This is a genomic window from Streptomyces sp. NPDC041108, from assembly GCF_055592645.1.
The window spans coordinates 609,787-626,609 of the sequence record NZ_JBVIYK010000002.1 but is presented as its reverse complement, the minus strand read 5'-3'; the positions used below and the strand labels follow the sequence as shown (position 1 = coordinate 626,609).

16 protein-coding genes are annotated in these 16,823 nt (G+C 72.8%); 3 read left to right on the top strand and 13 right to left on the bottom strand.

Going from position 1 to position 16,823, the window contains the following annotated elements; translation table 11 throughout:
• Positions 1 to 13: 13 nt before the first annotated feature.
• From ACZ6BB_RS08685 to ACZ6BB_RS08665, 5 genes are all read right to left on the bottom strand, one after another.
• Entirely contained in the window at positions 14 to 373 is a 360-nt protein-coding gene (locus tag ACZ6BB_RS08685; RefSeq protein ID WP_471614558.1) for an MmcQ/YjbR family DNA-binding protein, read from the bottom strand.
• Entirely contained in the window at positions 370 to 1,677 is a 1,308-nt protein-coding gene (locus tag ACZ6BB_RS08680; RefSeq protein ID WP_471614557.1) for a hemolysin family protein, read from the bottom strand. Before ACZ6BB_RS08680 ends, ACZ6BB_RS08685 begins: the two co-directional genes overlap by 4 nt.
• A complete protein-coding gene (ybeY, locus tag ACZ6BB_RS08675; RefSeq protein WP_471614556.1) occupies positions 1,674 to 2,171 on the bottom strand; it encodes an rRNA maturation RNase YbeY in 498 nt (165 codons plus the stop codon). Before ybeY ends, ACZ6BB_RS08680 begins: the two co-directional genes overlap by 4 nt.
• Positions 2,172 to 2,185: 14 nt before the next feature.
• Positions 2,186 to 3,259 carry a PhoH family protein gene (locus ACZ6BB_RS08670; RefSeq protein ID WP_471614555.1) on the bottom strand — a complete coding sequence of 358 codons (1,074 nt, stop codon included), beginning with the start codon at positions 3,257 to 3,259 and terminating at the stop codon, positions 2,186 to 2,188.
• A 130-nt stretch (positions 3,260 to 3,389) separates the two neighbouring features.
• Complete coding sequence (locus tag ACZ6BB_RS08665; protein WP_471614554.1) at positions 3,390 to 4,181, bottom strand: IclR family transcriptional regulator; 792 nt, start codon at positions 4,179 to 4,181, stop codon at positions 3,390 to 3,392.
• Positions 4,182 to 4,290: 109 nt separating this feature from the next.
• Between ACZ6BB_RS08665 and ACZ6BB_RS08660 the strand changes: the two genes are divergently transcribed.
• The 3 genes from ACZ6BB_RS08660 (at position 4,291) to ACZ6BB_RS08650 (ending at position 7,993) form a co-directional block, all read left to right on the top strand.
• Positions 4,291 to 5,334, top strand: a complete 1,044-nt coding sequence (locus tag ACZ6BB_RS08660) for a 5-dehydro-4-deoxyglucarate dehydratase (protein WP_471614731.1) — start codon at positions 4,291 to 4,293, stop codon at positions 5,332 to 5,334.
• On the top strand, positions 5,331 to 6,626 hold the full coding sequence (locus ACZ6BB_RS08655; protein ID WP_471614553.1) for a glucarate dehydratase family protein: 1,296 nt from the start codon (positions 5,331 to 5,333) through the stop codon (positions 6,624 to 6,626). The genes ACZ6BB_RS08660 and ACZ6BB_RS08655 overlap by 4 nt, the downstream gene beginning before the upstream one ends.
• Before the next feature lie 257 nt (positions 6,627 to 6,883).
• On the top strand, positions 6,884 to 7,993 hold the full coding sequence (locus ACZ6BB_RS08650; RefSeq protein WP_471614552.1) for a carbohydrate kinase family protein: 1,110 nt from the start codon (positions 6,884 to 6,886) through the stop codon (positions 7,991 to 7,993).
• A gap of 48 nt (positions 7,994 to 8,041) precedes the next feature.
• On the opposite strand, the gene ACZ6BB_RS08645 is transcribed toward ACZ6BB_RS08650, so the two are convergent.
• The 8 genes from ACZ6BB_RS08645 to ACZ6BB_RS08610 form a co-directional block, all read right to left on the bottom strand.
• Positions 8,042 to 9,034, bottom strand: coding sequence for an adenosine deaminase (locus ACZ6BB_RS08645; RefSeq protein ID WP_471614551.1), 993 nt, complete (start codon positions 9,032 to 9,034; stop codon positions 8,042 to 8,044).
• A 20-nt stretch (positions 9,035 to 9,054) separates the two neighbouring features.
• The gene (locus tag ACZ6BB_RS08640; RefSeq protein WP_471614550.1) at positions 9,055 to 9,963 is read right to left on the bottom strand and encodes a ribonuclease Z; all 909 of its coding nucleotides are present in this window, start codon (positions 9,961 to 9,963) and stop codon (positions 9,055 to 9,057) included.
• A 6-nt stretch (positions 9,964 to 9,969) separates the two neighbouring features.
• A complete protein-coding gene (locus ACZ6BB_RS08635) occupies positions 9,970 to 10,323 on the bottom strand; it encodes an HIT domain-containing protein (protein WP_471614549.1) in 354 nt (117 codons plus the stop codon).
• Between the two features lie 171 nt (positions 10,324 to 10,494).
• Positions 10,495 to 13,707 (bottom strand): S41 family peptidase, encoded by a 3,213-nt coding sequence (locus ACZ6BB_RS08630; protein WP_471614548.1) that lies wholly within the window; start codon positions 13,705 to 13,707, stop codon positions 10,495 to 10,497.
• Between the two features lie 88 nt (positions 13,708 to 13,795).
• Entirely contained in the window at positions 13,796 to 14,260 is a 465-nt protein-coding gene (locus ACZ6BB_RS08625) for a hypothetical protein (protein WP_471614730.1), read from the bottom strand.
• Between the two features lie 181 nt (positions 14,261 to 14,441).
• The gene (locus ACZ6BB_RS08620) at positions 14,442 to 14,834 is read right to left on the bottom strand and encodes a VOC family protein (protein WP_471614547.1); all 393 of its coding nucleotides are present in this window, start codon (positions 14,832 to 14,834) and stop codon (positions 14,442 to 14,444) included.
• A 43-nt stretch (positions 14,835 to 14,877) separates the two neighbouring features.
• Positions 14,878 to 15,618, bottom strand: a complete 741-nt coding sequence (locus tag ACZ6BB_RS08615; RefSeq protein WP_471614546.1) for a 16S rRNA (uracil(1498)-N(3))-methyltransferase — start codon at positions 15,616 to 15,618, stop codon at positions 14,878 to 14,880.
• The gene (locus ACZ6BB_RS08610; protein WP_471614545.1) at positions 15,615 to 16,724 is read right to left on the bottom strand and encodes a nitronate monooxygenase; all 1,110 of its coding nucleotides are present in this window, start codon (positions 16,722 to 16,724) and stop codon (positions 15,615 to 15,617) included. Before ACZ6BB_RS08610 ends, ACZ6BB_RS08615 begins: the two co-directional genes overlap by 4 nt.
• Between the last annotated feature and the right edge of the window lie 99 nt (positions 16,725 to 16,823).

Here is a 16,823-nt window from a genome sequence, read left to right as displayed (position 1 = left end):
CCGAGCATACGTTTCACGCCCGGTCGAGCCGGAGCCGGTCCGCGCGGGGCAGTCCCGCCACCACCAGGTCGTACGAGTCCTCGATCAGCTCCCTGGCCAGACGGTCGGGCAGGTCCGCGTCGAGGGTCACGGTGTTCCAGTGGCGCTTGTTCATGTGATAGCCGGGGGCGATCAGGCCCGGGTGGCCGGTGCGGAGCCGGATCGCGTCATCGGGGTCGCACTTCAGGTTGACCTTGAGGGGGCGCTGGTCGATCCAGCTGAGGGCGAACATCTTGCCGAGGACCTTGAAGACGGAGATCTCCGGACGGAAGGGAAAGTCCTCGACGGCCTCGTTGAACGAGAGGCAGAAGGCACGCAACTCCTGTGGGGTCACTCGGACTTCGCCTCCTCCCTCGGCGGTCCCGCCGGGCCGATCGGCTCCACCAGGACCGTGACGATCTTGTTCCGGCGGCCGGCCGCGGCCTCCGCCGTCAGACGCAGTTCACGCTCGTCCGGCAGCGCGACGACCGAGGAGGCCCCGGCGATGGGGACGCGGCCCAGGGCCTTGGCGAGGAGGCCGCCCACGGTCTCCACGTCCTCGTCGTCGTAGGCGTCCAGGCCGTACAGCTCGCCGAGGTCGGTGATGTCGAGGCGGGCGGTGACGCGGTAGCGGTCCTCGCCGAGGTCCTCGACGGGCGGGAGTTCACGGTCGTACTCGTCGGTGATCTCGCCGACGATCTCCTCCAGGATGTCCTCGATGGTGACGATCCCGGCGGTGCCGCCGTACTCGTCGATGACGACGGCGACGTGGTTGCGCTCCTGCTGCATCTCGCGGAGCAGGTCGCCGGCGTTCTTGGTGTCGGGGACGAAGACGGCGGGGCGCATGGCCGTGGAGACCAGTTCGCTCTCGGCGTCCCGGCTGATGTGCGTCTTGCGGGCCAGGTCCTTCAGGTACACGATCCCGACGATGTCGTCCTCGTTCTCGCCGGTGACCGGTATGCGGGAGAAACCGGAGCGCAGGGCGAGGGTGAGGGCCTGACGGATCGTCTTGTAGCGCTCGATGGCGACCAGGTCCGTGCGCGGGACCATCACCTCGCGCACGAGGGTGTCGCCCAGCTCGAAGACCGAGTGCACCATGCGGCGCTCCTCCGCCTCGATCAGCGACTCCTTCTCGGCCAGGTCGACGAGCGCGCGCAGCTCCGCCTCGGAGGCGAACGGGCCGCGCCGGAAGCCCTTGCCGGGCGTCAGCGCGTTGCCGATGAGGATGAGGAGCGACGGGATGGGTCCCATGACCCGGGCCAGCGGCAGCAGCACGTACGCCGCCGCCGTGGCCGTGTTCAAGGGGTGCTGGCGGCCGATGGTGCGGGGCGAGACCCCGACGGCCACGTAGCTGACGAGGACCATGACCCCGATCGCGACGGCCAGGGCCTGCCAGGTCCGGTCGAACTCCTGCAGACAGGCGTAGGTGACGAGCGCGGCGGCGGCCATCTCGCAGGCCACCCGCACCAGCAGAGCGAGGTTCAGGTAGCGCGTCGGGTCCGCCGAGATCTGGGCGAGCCCCGCGCTGCCGCGCCGCCCGGACCGTACGGCCTCCTCGGCGCGGAAGCTGGAGACGCGCGCGAGGCCCGCCTCCGCACAGGCGGCGAGCCAGGCGACGACGACCAGGGCGACGGCACCCGCGATGAGAGTCGCGCTCATGACACGGTCGGTGCCGGGGACGGGCCGGTGAAGCCCTTCTCCGCGCGCCAGCCGTCCACGATGGCGGCCTGCAGGCCGAACATCTCGGCCTTCTCGTCCGGCTCCTCGTGGTCGTAGCCGAGCAGGTGCAGCACACCGTGGACGGTGAGGAGCTGGAGCTCCTCGTCCATGGAGTGCTGCGTATCGGCTTCCCTGCCCTGCTTCTCGGCGACCTCGGGACAGAGCACGATGTCGCCGAGCAGACCCTGCGGGGGCTCGTCGTCGTCCTTCGACGGCGGACGCAGCTCGTCCATCGGGAAGGACATGACATCGGTCGGACCGGGGAGGTCCATCCACTGGATGTGCAGCTGCTCCATGGCGTCCGCGTCCACCACGATCACCGACAGCTCGGAGAGGGGGTGGATACGCATCCGTGTCAGCGCGTAGCGGGCGATGTCGAGGATCGCCTGCTCGTCGACCTCGGTTCCGGACTCGTTGTTGACGTCGATCGACATGGTGCGGTGTCTGTCTACTTCCCCTTGGGCCCGGACTGCCTGCCCCGGCCGCCCTTGTGGCCGCCGTTCTCGGTGCCGTGCTCGCTGTCGTACTTCTCGTACGCGTCGACGATACGGCCGACGAGCTTGTGCCGTACGACATCCTGCGACGACAGCCGGGAGAAGTGCACGTCGTCCAGCCCCTCCAGGATGTCCTGGACCTGGCGCAGACCGGACTTCGTGCCGTTCGGCAGGTCGACCTGGGTCACGTCACCGGTGATGACGATCTTCGAGTCGAAGCCGAGGCGGGTGAGGAACATCTTCATCTGCTCGGGCGAGGTGTTCTGGGCCTCGTCGAGGATGATGAAGGCGTCGTTGAGCGTGCGACCGCGCATGTACGCCAGGGGCGCGACCTCTATGGTCCCGGCGGCCATCAGCCGCGGGATCGAGTCCGGGTCGAGCATGTCGTGCAGCGCGTCGTACAGGGGGCGCAGATAGGGGTCGATCTTCTCGTAGAGCGTGCCCGGGAGGAAGCCCAGGCGCTCGCCGGCCTCGACCGCCGGGCGGGTGAGGATGATCCGGTTGACCTGCTTGGACTGCAGGGCCTGGACGGCCTTGGCCATGGCCAGGTAGGTCTTGCCCGTGCCGGCGGGGCCGATGCCGAAGACGACGGTGTGCTTGTCGATGGCGTCGACGTACCGCTTCTGGTTGAGCGTCTTGGGGCGGATCGTGCGGCCGCGCGAGGACAGGATGTTCTGCGTCAGTACCTCGGCCGGGGTCTCCTGGCCGTCGCTCTTCCCGTTCTCGCTCGCTCTCAGCATGGCGATCGAGCGTTCCACTGCGTCCTCCGTCATCGGCTGTCCGGTGCGGAGCACCAGCATCATCTCGTCGAACACGCGCTGGACGAGAGTGACTTCGGGGGCCTCGCCGACCGCGCTGATCTCATTGCCCCGGACATGGATGTCGACCGCCGGGAAGGCCTTCTCGATCACGCGCAGGAGGGAGTCGCCGGAACCCAGCACGGTCACCATGGGGTGCGCCGCCGGGACGGTGAACTGCGCTCTCGCCTTGCCCTGCGCGGAGGTGTGAGCTGTGCGTGTCTGAGTCATGGGCCGGCCCTGTAGGCCGCGGTTCCTCCTCTTGGCGTGGGGCTCGTGTTGCCCTTTCCAGGGTACGACGCGGCGGTGACAGTGCCGTAGGGCTTTTACCGGGATCGGTGGGGGCGGTGCCCCTCGCCGTTCAGCGCCAGACGGGCGCTCCCGCCCCTCCCGGAGCCGTCGCCTCGATCTTCGCGCGGATCTCCCGCATCACCTCCACGATGCGGCGCTCGTGCTCCGGGGTCAGACGGGCGACCGGGACCGAGCAGCTGACGGCGTCCTCGGCCGGGGTGTCGGTGCGCAGGGCGAAGCCGAAGCCGACGATGCCGGTGACGCCCTCCTCGCGGTCGACGGCGTAGCCGCGGGCGCGGACGGCGGCGAGGTCGGCGGCGAGGGCCTCGCGGGTGGTACGGGTGTTCGGGGTGAGCGCCTCGTAGGGGCCCTCGGGGAGGTCGGTGTCGGGGCGTTCGGCGAGGAGGGCCTTGCCGAGGGCACCGGCGTGGGCGGGGAGGCGGCGGCCGACGCGGCTGATCGTGCGCAGGTACTCGTGGGACTCCCGGGTGGCCAGGTAGGCGACGTCCGTGCCGTCGAGCCGGGCGAGGTGGATGGTCTCCCCGAGGGCCTCGGACGCCTCGTCGAGATAGGGCCGTACGACGCGCACGCGCGGGTCGGAGTCCAGGTAGCCGGTACCGGTGAGCAGGGCGCGGATGCCGATGCCGTAGAGGGAGCCCGTGCTGTCGGTACGCACCCAGCCGCGGCCGATCAGGGTCTGCAGCAGCGCGTACATCGAGCTGCGCGGGACCCTCAGCTCGTCCGCCAGCTCCTGGAGGCGCGCGGGCCGGTCGCCGCGCGCGGCCAGCAGTTCCAGCAGGTCGACCGTGCGGGCCGCCGATTTCACCTCGCGGACGCCCCCGGCGCCGTCTGTCTCCGCCATGGGCCGATCGTATGCGGGCCGCCGTCCACGCCCGCGGGCCTCTTGACGGCCCTTGTTCACTTACCTAATCTCCATTTCCATACATGGATGACGTCTACATAGGAAGATGATGCGTGTGGGCATCGACACGGACCCGGCGACCGGAGCGGCGGCCGGCCCGGCCGCGGACCCCTTCACGGACACGGTCCGGCGGCTGCGGCACGGTATGGCGGACGGCGTCCTGTCGTTCCCGCTCACCAGCTTCCGCGCCGACGGCTCCCTCGACCTCGACGGCTTCCGCGCGCACCTCGACGCGCAGGTCGCCACCGCTCCCGGCGCCGTCTTCCCCGCCTGCGGCACCGGCGAGTTCTTCTCGCTCGACGAGGACGAGTACCGGCAGGTCGTGACCGCCGCCGTGGAGGTGACGGCGGGCCGGGTGCCCGTCGTCGCGGGCATCGGCTACGGCTGGGCGCAGGCCGTACGGTTCGCGCGGATCGCCGAGGAGGCGGGCGCCGACGCCCTGCTCGTGCTGCCGCACTACCTCGTCGCCGCCCCGCAGGAGGGCCTGGTCCGGCAGCTGGAGGAGATCGCCGCCCGTACCCGGCTGCCGCTCATCGCCTACCAGCGCGGCCAGGTCGCCCTCACCGCCGGGTCGCTGCGGCGGGTCGCCCGGATCCCCCACGTCGTCGGCCTCAAGGACGGCCACAGCGACCTCGACCGGCTGCAGCGCCTCACGCTCGCCGCACCCGAGGGCTTCCTCTTCTTCAACGGCGCCGCCACCGCCGAGATCCAGGCCCGCGCGTACGCCGCCGTCGGCGTCCCCGCCTACTCCTCCGCCGTGCACGCCTTCGCGCCCGAGATCGCCGGCGCCTTCTTCGACGCGCTGCGCCACGGCGACGACGCGACGGTGGACCGGCTGCTCCGCGGCTTCTACGTGCCGTTCGTCGAGCTGCGCGACCGCCGCCCCGGATACGCGGTCTCGCTGGTCAAGGCGGCGGCCCGGATGCGCGGCCGCCCCGTCGGCCCCGTACGCGCCCCGCTCACCGATCCCTCGCCCGCCGACCTCGCGGACCTGGAGAAGCTGCTGGCCGACGGCCTCGGCCTGGTCGGCCCGCCCGCCTCCGGCCGCACCCGCGCCGTGTCCGCCGTACCGACCGCCGGAGCCGCCCTGTGACCCGCGACCTGACCGTCACCGACGTCCGTCTGACCCCGATCCTGGTCGCCGACCCGCCGCTGCTGAACACGCAGGGCGTGCACCAGCCGTACACCCCGCGGCTCGTGGTGGAGGTCGTCACCGCCGACGGGCTCACGGGTGTGGGTGAGACGTACGGCGACACCAAGTACCTGGAGCTGGCCCGGCCGTTCGCGCGGAAGCTGGTGGGCCGCCGGGTGAGCGATCTGAACGCGCTGCCCCTCCTCGCCGACGAGGTGGCGGTCGACGGGGCACGGGTCTCATGGCAGGTCGACGTGGGCGGGCTGCGCGGCGTGCAGACCGCCGACAAGCTGCGGCTGTCGGTCGTCTCGGCGTTCGAGGTCGCCTGTCTCGACGCGCTCGGCAAGGCGCTGGGGCTGCCCGTGCACGCCCTGCTCGGCGGGAAGGTCCGGGACGCCGTGGAGTACAGCGCGTACCTCTTCTACAAGTGGGCGGAGCATCCCGAGGGGGTCGCCTGCGAGAAGGACGACTGGGGAGCGGCGGTCGACCCGGCCGGGGTCGTCGCGCAGGCCCGGAGGTTCAAGGACCGGTACGGGTTCACGTCCTTCAAGCTCAAGGGAGGCGTCTTCCCGCCGGACGAGGAGATCGCGGCGGTCCGCGCGCTGGCCGAGGCGTTCCCCGGTCACCCGCTGCGGCTGGACCCCAACGGGGCGTGGACCGTGGAGACCTCCCTCCGGGTCGCCGACGCGTTGGCGGACGTACTGGAGTACCTGGAGGACCCGGCGCTCGGGACACCCGCGATGGCCGAGGTGGCGGCGGGGACGTCCGTGCCGCTCGCCACCAACATGTGCGTGACGACCTTCGCGGAGATCGAGGAGGCGTTCACGAAGGGGGCCGTGCAGGTCGTCCTCTCCGACCACCACTACTGGGGCGGTCTGCGCAACACGCGTGAACTGGCCGCGATCTGCCGGACGTTCGGTGTCGGGGTCTCCATGCACTCCAACACGCACCTGGGGATCAGTCTGGCCGCGATGACCCACGTGGCCTCGACCGTGCCGAATCTGCACCACGCCTGCGACTCCCACTATCCATGGCAGTCGGAGGACGTCCTCACGTCCCGGCTCACGTTCGAGGACGGGGCGGTACGGGTGTCGGACGCGCCGGGCCTCGGGGTCGAACTCGACCGGTCCAGGCTGGAGTTCCTGCACCGGCGGTGGCTGTCCGACGACGGTTCCCTGCGGGAGCGGGACGACGCGGCGGCGATGCGCGTGGCCGACCCCGGCTGGGTGACGCCGCGGATGCCCCGCTGGTAGCCCGCCGGGCCGTTCGCCGGCTGCGGCCCGGTGGGGCTTCTCGCGCAGTTCCCCGCGCCCCTGGGAAGCAGGGGCTGCGCCCCGTGCTTTTCAGGCCCGCAGGGCCTGAGCTTTCGGGGGCGCGGGGAACTGCGCGACCAGCCCCCACGCACCCGCACCCGACAACACACCCGAGCCCCCCGCCACCCCGACCCGCACCCCCGAGCGGAGCGCTTGGTGCAGACTGGCTGGATCCGCACCACGCCAGGGAGCACATCGTGACCGCGTTCAAGGGAGAGCGACCGCACCGGCCCCAGGTCGACCCGCTGAGGGCCCTGCGCGCACCGGACGACCCGCCCTGGGACGTCTACCTGACAGGCACCGTCTTCCTCGACATCATCTTCACCGGCCTCGACTCCGCCCCGGTGCGCGGGACGGAGTCCTGGGCGCGCGGCATGGGATCGAGCCCGGGGGGTGTGGCCAACATGGCCACGGCCCTGGCCCGGCTGGGCCTGAAGACCTCCCTCGCGGCGGCCTTCGGCGACGACCACTACGGCGAGTACTGCTGGGACGCCCTGGAGCAGGGCGAGGGCATCGACCTCTCCGCCTCCCGCACGGTCCTCGGCTGGCACTCCCCGGTCACGGTCTCCATGGCCTACGAGGGCGAACGCACGATGGTCTCCCACGGCCACGCGGCACCCCCGGAGCAGTCCGAGCCGGAGTACCCGCCCCACGCCCGCGCCGCCGTCGCCTCCCTCACGCCCGGCGTGCGCGCCCCCTGGATCGCACGGGCCGCGAGCGCGGGCACCCGGATCTTCGCGGACGTCGGCTGGGACGAGACCGGCGCCTGGGACCTGGCGGGCCTGCCCGACCTCGCCCACTGCGAGGCGTTCCTGCCGAACGCGGCCGAGGCGATGCGGTACACCGGCGCCGAGTGCCCCCGGGCCGCCGCCCGCGCCCTGACCGACCACGTCCCGCTGGCCGTGGTGACGCTGGGCGCGGAGGGCGCGTACGCCGTGGACGGCCGGACCGGCGAGACGGCGGAGGTCCCGGCCATCGCCGTGGAGGCCCTGGACCCCACGGGCGCGGGTGACGTGTTCGTGGCCGGCTTCGTCGCCGGCACCCTGGCGGACTGGCCCCTCGCGGACCGGCTGGCCTTCGCGGGCCTGACCGCCGCGCTGTCGGTGCAGGAGTTCGGCGGGTCGTTGTCCGCTCCCGGCTGGTCGGAACTGGCCGCGTGGTGGCGCCGGGTGCGGTCGCTGGACGGCCAGGACCCCGAGGCACTGCGCCGGTACGCCTTCCTGGCGGACCTGCTGCCGACGGACCACGTCAGCCCCTGGCCGCTGCGCCGGGCGGTCCCCACGATCGGCTTTCGCCGTTCGGCCTGACGGCCGCCACCGGGCGCCCCGCGGGTCGTCCGCGGGGCACGGGCCCGGTCAGCCGAACTCGTACGCGTCCACCTCGGCGAGGTACCGGGCCCGCCGCTCCTCGTCGTCCTCCAGGAAGGACGCGGTGAAGGAGTTGCGGGCCAGCTCGCGCAGCCGCTCCTCGCTCAGGCCGAGCGTGCGCCGCACGGCGTCGAAGTTGTCACCGGCGTACCCGCCGAAGTAGGCCGGGTCGTCGGAGTTGACCGTGCACAGCAGGCCCGCTTCGAGCATGGCGGGCAAGGGGTGGTCGGCGAGGGTGTCGACGGTCCGCAGCCGGACGTTCGACAGCGGGCACAGCGTCAGCGGGATCCGGTCCCGCACCAGCCGCTCGACGAGGGCCGGGTCCTCCATGCACCGCAGCCCGTGGTCGACGCGTTCGACACCGAGGACGTCGAGGGCCTCGGTGATGTACTCCGGCGGCCCCTCCTCCCCCGCGTGCGCGACCCGCCGCAGGCCCAGCGAGGCGGCCGCCTCGTACACCTCGCGGAACTTGACCGGTGGATGCCCGACCTCGGCGGAGTCCAGCCCGATCCCGGTGATCCGGTCGAGATACGGCTTCGCGGCCTCCAGGGTGGAGAGGGCCGCATCGGCGGACTCGTCCCGCAGAAAACACATGATCAGCCGAGTGGAGACGCCGTGCGTCTCCTCGCTCCGCCCCAGTGCCCGCCACAGCCCCTCGACGACCGTCCCCATCCCCACGCCGCGCGCGATGTGGGCCTGCGGATCGAAGAAGATCTCCGCGTGCCGTACGCCCTGGGCGGCGGCGCGGGCGAGATAGGCGTCGGCGAGGTCGGCGAAGTCCCGCTCGGTGCGCAGGACGGCCATCAGCTCGTAGTACAGGTTCAGGAACGACTGCAGATCCTCGAACTCGTACGCCTTGCGGAGCGCGTCCGTGTCCGCGTACGGCAGCGCCACCCCGTTCCGGGCGGCCAGCGCGAACGCCAGCTCCGGCTCCAGGGTGCCTTCGATGTGCAGGTGCAGTTCAGCTTTGGGGAGGGACATCAAAGCATCGTACGGCTGCTCTATCGGCGTTTCGGAAGCGCCACCCGCATCAGGTCGTGTGCCACGGTCAGCTCGCCCTCGAACCCGGCGGCGCGCGCCTGCCGTTCGAACTCGGCGGGCTCGGTGTACCGCTGGCTGAAGTGGGTGAGCACGAGGTGCCGTACGCCGCAGTCGCGGGCGACCGAGGCGGCCTGTCCGGCCGTCAGATGCCCGTGGTCCACGGCGAGTCGGACGTCCTCGTCGAGGAACGTGGACTCGATGACGAGCATGTCGGCCGCGTCGGCGAGGGCGTAGACCCCGTCGCACAGCCGGGTGTCCATGACGAACGCGAACCGCTGTCCGCGCCGCGGCTCGCTCACGTCGTCCAGCGTGACGTCGCCGACCGCGCCCTCCCGCTGGATCCGTCCGATGTCCGGTCCCGCGATCCCGCGTTCGGCGAGCCGCTCGGGCAGCATCCGGCGCCCGTCGGGTTCGACGAGCCGGTAGCCGTAGGACTCGACGGGGTGCGAGAGCCGGCGCGCGTCGAGGGTGTACGACGAGGCGGCGGCCAGTGTCCCGCCCTCCCCGTCGACCGGCGCCTCGATCAGCTGGACCGTCTCCCGGTACGCGGTGGCGTACCGCAGGCGGTCGAAGAACCGCTGCCCGGAGCGCGGGTAGTGCGCGGTGACGTCGTGCGGGACCCGGTCGAGGTTGATCCGCTGGACGACACCGGCCAGCCCCAGCGAGTGGTCGCCGTGGAAGTGGGTGACGCATATGCGGTTCAGGTCGTGTGCGGCGACCCCGGCGCGCAGCATCTGCCGCTGGGTGCCCTCACCCGGGTCGAACAGCAGCCCCTCCGCGTCCCAGCGCAGCAGATAGCCGTTGTGGTTGCGGTGCCGGGTGGGGACCTGGCTGGCGGTGCCGAGGACGACCAGTTCACGTACGGACACGGTGCGCTACCCGGGGGGCCACTGCAGGCCGCGGCCGCCGACGACGTGGGCGTGCGCGTGGAACACGGTCTGGCCGGCGCCGGTGCCGGTGTTGAAGACGATGCGGTAGCTCTCCAGCTTGTCCTCGTCGGCGACGGCCCTGGTCTCGCGCAGGACGTCGGCGGCGAGGTCCGGGGCGGCGGCGGCGAGGGTCGCGGCGTCCTCGTAGTGCGCCTTCGGGATGACCAGGACGTGCGTCGGTGCCTGGGGGTTGATGTCCCTGAACGCGACCGTCGTGTCCGTCTCCCGCACGATCGTCGCCGGGACGTGTCCCGCCACGATCCTGCAGAACAGACAGTCGTCCTGCGGCTCCCCAGCCATGTGTTGCCTCCCAGCCACCGGTGATCGCCTACCGGGGCATGCTATCGCCAGGGTGCGTCGTCGGGTGCGGGTCCGCCGAGAAGCAGGGCGTTGGCAGCTCCTGCTCCTCAGGGGCGCGGGGAACTGCGCGATCAGCCCCGCTCACCCGCACCCGGCGACGAACCCGCGCGGCTACGACTCGGGCAGCGGCGGTGCCGCCTTCGCCGGTGTCGTCTCCAATCCCTCCAGCGCGATCCGGATCGCCTCGTCGAGCTGGGGATCACGCCCGGCCGCGTGGTCCTGCGGCGCCTGCACGACCTCCACGTCCGGATCGACCCCGTGGTTCTCGACGCCCCACCCGTAACCCTCCAGCCAGAAGGCGTACTTCGGCTGCGTCACGAGCGTGCCGTCCACCAGCCGGTAGCGGCTGTCGATCCCGACGACACCGCCCCACGTCCGCGTCCCCACCACCGGCCCGATCCCGAGCGCCTTGATGGCCGCGTTGACGATGTCCCCGTCGGACCCGGAGAACTCGTTGGCGACGGCGACGACGGGCCCCCGGGGCGCGTCGTCGGGGTAGCTGGTCGCGCGCATCCCGCGCGGCAGATCCCATCCGACGATCCGCCGCGCCAGTTTCTCCACCACGAGCTGCGAGGTGTGCCCGCCCCGGTTCTCCCGGACGTCCACGACGAGCCCCTCCCGGGCGACCTCGACCCGCAGGTCGCGGTGGAGCTGCGCCCAGCCGGAGCCGACCATGTCGGGCACGTGCAGGTACCCGAGCCGGCCACCGGACCTCTCGTGGACGTAGGCCCGCCGGTCGGCCACCCACGCGTGGTACCGCAACGGCTCCTCGTCGGAGATGGGCACCACCACGGGATGCCGCAGGTCCCCGCCGCCGGCCGGCAGGACGGTCAGCTCGACCGCCTTGCCCGCCGTGCCGACGAGCAGCGGTCCGGGCCCGGCCACCGGGTCGACCGGCCGGCCGCCCACGGCGACGATCGCGTCCCCGGCCCGCACGGCCACACCGGGCGCGGCGAGCGGTGAGTGCGCGTCGGGGTCGGAGGTCTCCGACGGCAGCACCCGGTCGATGCGCCAGCTGCCGTCCTCGTGCCGGGAGACGTCCGCCCCGAGCAGCCCCTGCCGCCGGTCGCCGGAACCGCCCCGGCCGCGCGGGGTGACGTACGCGTGCGAGGTCCCCAGCTCGCCCTGCACCTCCCACAGCAGGTCCACGAGGTCGTCGTGGGTGGCCACCCGTTCCAGGACCGGGCGGTACCGGTCCAGGACGCCGTCCCAGTCCACCCCGCCGAGGTCGGGGCGCCAGAAGTTGTCCCTCATCAAACGGCCGGTCTCGTCGAACATCTGGCGCCACTCGGCGGCCGGGTCGACGGTCAGCCGTACGCGCGAGAGGTCGACGGTGATGTTGCTGTCGCTCTCGTCGTCGTTGGAGGCGCGCCGGTCGCTGGGGACGACCTTGAGCTTGCCGTCGGTCCACAGCAGGACCCGTTTGCCGTCGCCGCTGACGGCGAAGTGGTCGGCGTCGGAGGCGAGGTGTTCGAGACGCCGCTGGGCGAGGTCGTAGCGCTCCAGGGAGGTCTTCGGGTCGGGGTCGTCGGGTGTGGCCCGGGAGTGGCCGAGGACACCGGTGACGGGGTGGTGCAGCCACAGGACGCCGTCCTTGGCGGCGCGGAGCGTGGAGTAGCGGGCGGCCTCGACCGGGAAGGGGACGATCCGGTCGGCGAGTCCGTCCAGGTCGATCCGGGTCGTCGGGGCGCCCTCGCTGTCGGGGGTCTCGTCCTTGTCGGGTGCCTCGAACGGGCGGCCGTGCCGCTGCGGCCCGAAGGGCGACGGCGTGGTCGCGGCGAGCGTGATGAGGTGCGGCCGGGCCCCGCTGACGAAGTGGAGGTCGAAGACGTGTTCGTCGTAGACCGGGTCGAAGGCGCGGGCGGAGAGGAAGGCGAGGTGCTTGCCGTCGAGGGTGAACGTCGGCGAGAAGTCCTGGAAGCGGAGCGGGGTCGCCTCGGTGACGGACAGGTCGGCGGTGTTGGCGAGCTTCAGCTGACGCAGCGGGCGCGGGCCGGGGTGCGACCACGCGAGCCAGGCGGAGTCGGGCGAGAAGACCAGCCCGGACACCTCGCCGTCCTCGCTGCGGTCGACCTCCCGCACCTCCCCCGTCTCCCGCTCGACGAGCAGGACCCGGCCGTCGTGCGCGGCGACGGCGACCCGGCTGCCGTCGGGCGCGGCCGAGAGCCCGAGGACGCGGCCCAGCTGCCCCGCGGCGAGCCGGCGCGGCGTGGCGCCCGGGGCCGCACCGGTCGCCGGGGCGAACTCCAGCGCGTCGTCGCCCTCCGCGTCCGTCACCCACACGACCCACTCCTCGCCCTCCACCCGGAAGGTGCGCGGCAGCCGGGCCCGTACGCCCTGCTCGGCGGCGAGCGCACGGGTGGGGCCGGAGCGGTGGGTGATCCAGTGGATCGAGCCGCGTACGGAGACGGCGCTGCCCCGGGCGGTGTGGTCGGGCGAGGCCGAGCCGAACCAGCGGGACGCGTTCGCCGGGAAGGGCTGGAGGTCGACGCGCTGTCCGCCGAGCCGGATGTCGAGTCGGCGCGGTTCGGCCCCGTCCAGGTCGTCCAGCAGCCACAGTTCACCCGCGGCCATGTACACGACCCGGGTGCCGTCGGTGGCCGCGTGCCGGGCGTAGAAGCCGTCGACGGGGGTGTGCCGCCGCAGGTCGGAGCCGTCGGCGAGCGAGGAGTACAGCGCTCCGACGCCTTCGTGGTCGGAGAGGAACGCGATCCGGTCACCCACCCACAGCGGGTACTCGATGTTCCCGTCCAAGTCGGCGTGCAGCCGCGCGAATTCCCCGGCGCCCTCGCCGTCCTCACCCGCGCGGTCGATCCACAGCTTGCCCGCCGTGCCGCCCCGGTACCGCTTCCACCAGGCGGCCTCGCGGCCCATCGGCGCGGACAGCAGCACGGTCGCGGGGCCGTGGGCGACATCACCGACCGGCCCGTACGGGAGGGTGCCGGCCGGGCCGCCGTCGAGCGGGACGGCGCGCGCCCAGCTCCGCCGGAGGCTGGCCTGCCCCTGGGTGCTGAGCGCGAGGACCCGGCCGTCGGGCGTCCAGCCGCGCACCTGGGTGCGCCAGCTCCCCCAGTACGTCAGGCGCCTGGCCGATCCGCCGTCGACGGGCGCCACCTGCACCTCGGGCGCGCCGTCCCGCGTGGAGGTCCACGCCAGGGTGGTGCCGTCCGGGGAGATCCGCGGATGGTTCACGGGCACGTTGTCCGCGCTGACCCGCCAGGCACGGCCGCCGTCCAGAGGCGCGACCCACACGTCGTCCTCGGCGGTGAAGGCGACCAGGTCGCCGTGCAGGTGCGGATACCGGAAATACGCGAGCTGAGTCACCCGGTCACTGTAAGCAGCGTTCGGCCTGATTGGGAGGGGTTTGGATCATGTCCCTCACCCCGGGCGCGAGTTGCCCCGGGGCCGGGCCTCACTTGCCCTCGGGCACGCATGCCGGGTCCTTCTGGCACCAGACGGTCTGGGTGACGGTGACCGTCACGGTCGGTCCCGGCCGGCCCTGATCCGTCGGCCCGGTGCTCGGGGCGGGGGCGTCGCAGTTGCCGAGCCCCTCGACGTGGAACCACTCCTTGCCGCCGACCTTCGCGGTCAGGTCCCCGCGTACGCATCTGCCGTTGACCTCTTTCGTCACCTTCCCGGTGAGACTGATGTCCCGGCCTTCCTTGTCCTCGCCGGTGCAGTCGACGTTCGCGACGGTGGCGACGGACGCGGACGGCGACCCGGACTTCTTGCCCGCGTCGCCGTCGTACGAGGCCGTGCAGGTGAGCCACCGGACGTCGAGGCCCTCCCGCTCCAGCTCCTTGGTGGCCAGCTGGTCCGTCGTGAACGCGACCGCGCCGGTGTTGAGCCCGCCGCCCTCACAGGCCACCAGGCTCATGACGGCGCCGAGTCCGAGCCCGGCTCCCAGCAGAAGTCGGCGCCCGCCGGTCCGGTGCGCCCTGACACGCCTCCATACCCGCATGCACGGCAGCCTGCCACCGGTGGCCGCGCCACGGAAGACCGCGTGCGGCCATGCCGCCGGGAAGGGTGAACCGGTGGTGCGCCGGGCGTACGCGGCCTCAGCCGCGCATCAGCAGCCATTCCTGCAGCTCCACCAAGTTCCCCTCGGGGTCCTTGAGATGGGCCACCCGCATCCGGTCGGTCATGGGTGTGGGCCCGTGCAGGAGGCGTGCGCCGCGTTCGGTGATCTGCTCGCAGTACGCGTCGAGGTCGTCGACCCGCAGGACGACCAGCGACCGGTGCCCGTTCGCCGCGTCGGCCAGCTCCCCGAGGACCTCCGCCATCATCGCCCGGTCCTGCAGGGCGATACCCGCGGACCCGATCGCCGGACTGAACTTCTCGTACGGCCCCTCGGCCGCCCCGGACTGCGGCTTCAGGCCGAGGACGTCGGCGTAGAAGCGATAGCACGCGGCGAAGTCGGAGACGAGCAGCCTTACTTGGGCGAGTTCCACGATGCTCCCAGGGGTTGTGGGGACGGGGCCCGGACCGGGGCGGTCAGGACCAGCGTCCGGTTCTGCCCAGCAGCAGCGCCCCGGCCGCCGTCCCGGCGGTCGACGTACGCAGCACACTGGGCCCGAGTCGGTACGCCCCCGCGCCCGCCTCGCCGAAGAGCGCCAGCTCCTCCGGCGACACGCCCCCCTCGGGCCCCACGACGAGCACGATCTCCCCGGCCGCCGGCAGCTCGGCCGTCGCCAGGGTCTCGTCGCCGCTCTCGTGCAGGACGGCGGCGAAGTCGGCCTTCGCCAGCAGTGCCGCGACCTGCTTGCTCGTGGCCGCGTCCGCGACCTCGGGGAACCGCGTCCGGCGGGACTGCTTGCCCGCCTCCCGCGCGGTGGCCCGCCACTTGGCGAGCGCCTTCTGCCCTCGCTCGCCCCGCCACTGGGTGATGCAGCGGGCGGCGGCCCAGGGCACGATGGCGTCGATGCCGACCTCGGTCATGGTCTCGACGGCCAGTTCGCCCCGGTCGCCCTTGGGCAGCGCCTGGACGACGGTGAGACGGGGCTGCGCCGGAAGCTCCTCGACCAGGCCCCCCGTGTCCATGACGACCAGCCGGTCCTTGCCCTCGGCGGCCTTCACCACCCCGTTCAGCCACCGGCCCCGCCCGTCGGTGAGGACGACGTCCTCACCGGGCTGCAGCCGCTTCACCGAGACGGCGTGCCGCCCTTCGGGGCCGTCGACCACGATCTCCGGTCCCAGGCCCTCGAACCCGTCCACCACGAACACCGGCGCGGTCATCGGCCCTCGCTCCCGCCGCGGGCCCCGCCCGTCCCGCCGACCCGCGCGGCGGCCTGCTCGGCCTGCGTGGCGGCGATCTCGGCGGCCAGCACCCGGACCAGCTCCCCGGCCGGCAGCTTTCGGGCCATCCGGTGCCCCTGCCCGGCCCACAACGCCATGCCCTGCGCGTCGCCGGCCTTGGCGGCGGCCTTCCGCAGCGGCGAGGTGAGGTGGTGGACCTCGGGGTAGGCGACGGGCGCGTACGGGCCGTGCTCGCGCAGGAAGCGGTTGAGCAGGCCGCGGGCCGGGCGGCCGGAGAAGGCGCGGGTCAGCTCGGTGCGGACGAAGAGGGGGTCGGTCAGGGCCAGCTTGTGGACGGCGTGCGCGCCGGACTCGTCGGTGGCGAGGAAGGCCGTGCCGAGCTGGGCCGCGCTCACGCCCGCCGTGAGGAGGGCGGCGATCTGACCGCCGCGCATGATGCCGCCGGCCGCGACCATCGGCAGGGCCACGGCCTCGCGGACCTGGGCGACCAGGGAGAGCAGGCCGATGCCGGCGCAGTCCCGCTCGGGGTCGTCCCGGTGGGTGCCCTGGTGGCCGCCCGCCTCGACGCCCTGCACGATCACGGCGTGGGCACCGGACCGTTCCACGGCCTGGGCCTCCTCCGCCGAGGTCGCGGTGACCAGGGTGAGCGTGCCCTTGCGGGCGAGGGACTCCACGACCTCGGGGGTCGGGCAGCCGAAGTGGAACGACACCACCGGCACGGGGTTGTCGAGCAGCACCGCGAGCTTGGCCTCGTAGCCGTCGTCGCGTCCGCTGTCCGGGTCGCCCAGCTCGGCGTCGTACCAGGTGGCCTCACCGGCCAGCTGCTCCGCGTAGACGTCGACGGCGGCGGGCTCGGAGTACTCCGGCTGCGGCATGAACAGGTTCACGCCGAAGGGGCGCGAGGTGAGGGCGCGGAGCGCCTTGATCTCCTGGTACATCCCGTCGGCCGTCTTGTACCCGGCGGCGAGGAAGCCCAGCCCGCCCGCCTCGGACACGGCGGCGGCCAGCCGCGGCACGGACACACCGCCCGCCATGGGGGCCTGCACGATCGGCAGCGGGACGAGATCGGTCAGCGCGGAGGACATGACGGCATGGTGCCACTGTCCTCCGGACATCGCCGAATCGGGGGCGGCCGAGTGTTCGGGTGCGGGCCCGGTGGGACTTCTCGCGCGCAATTCCCCGCG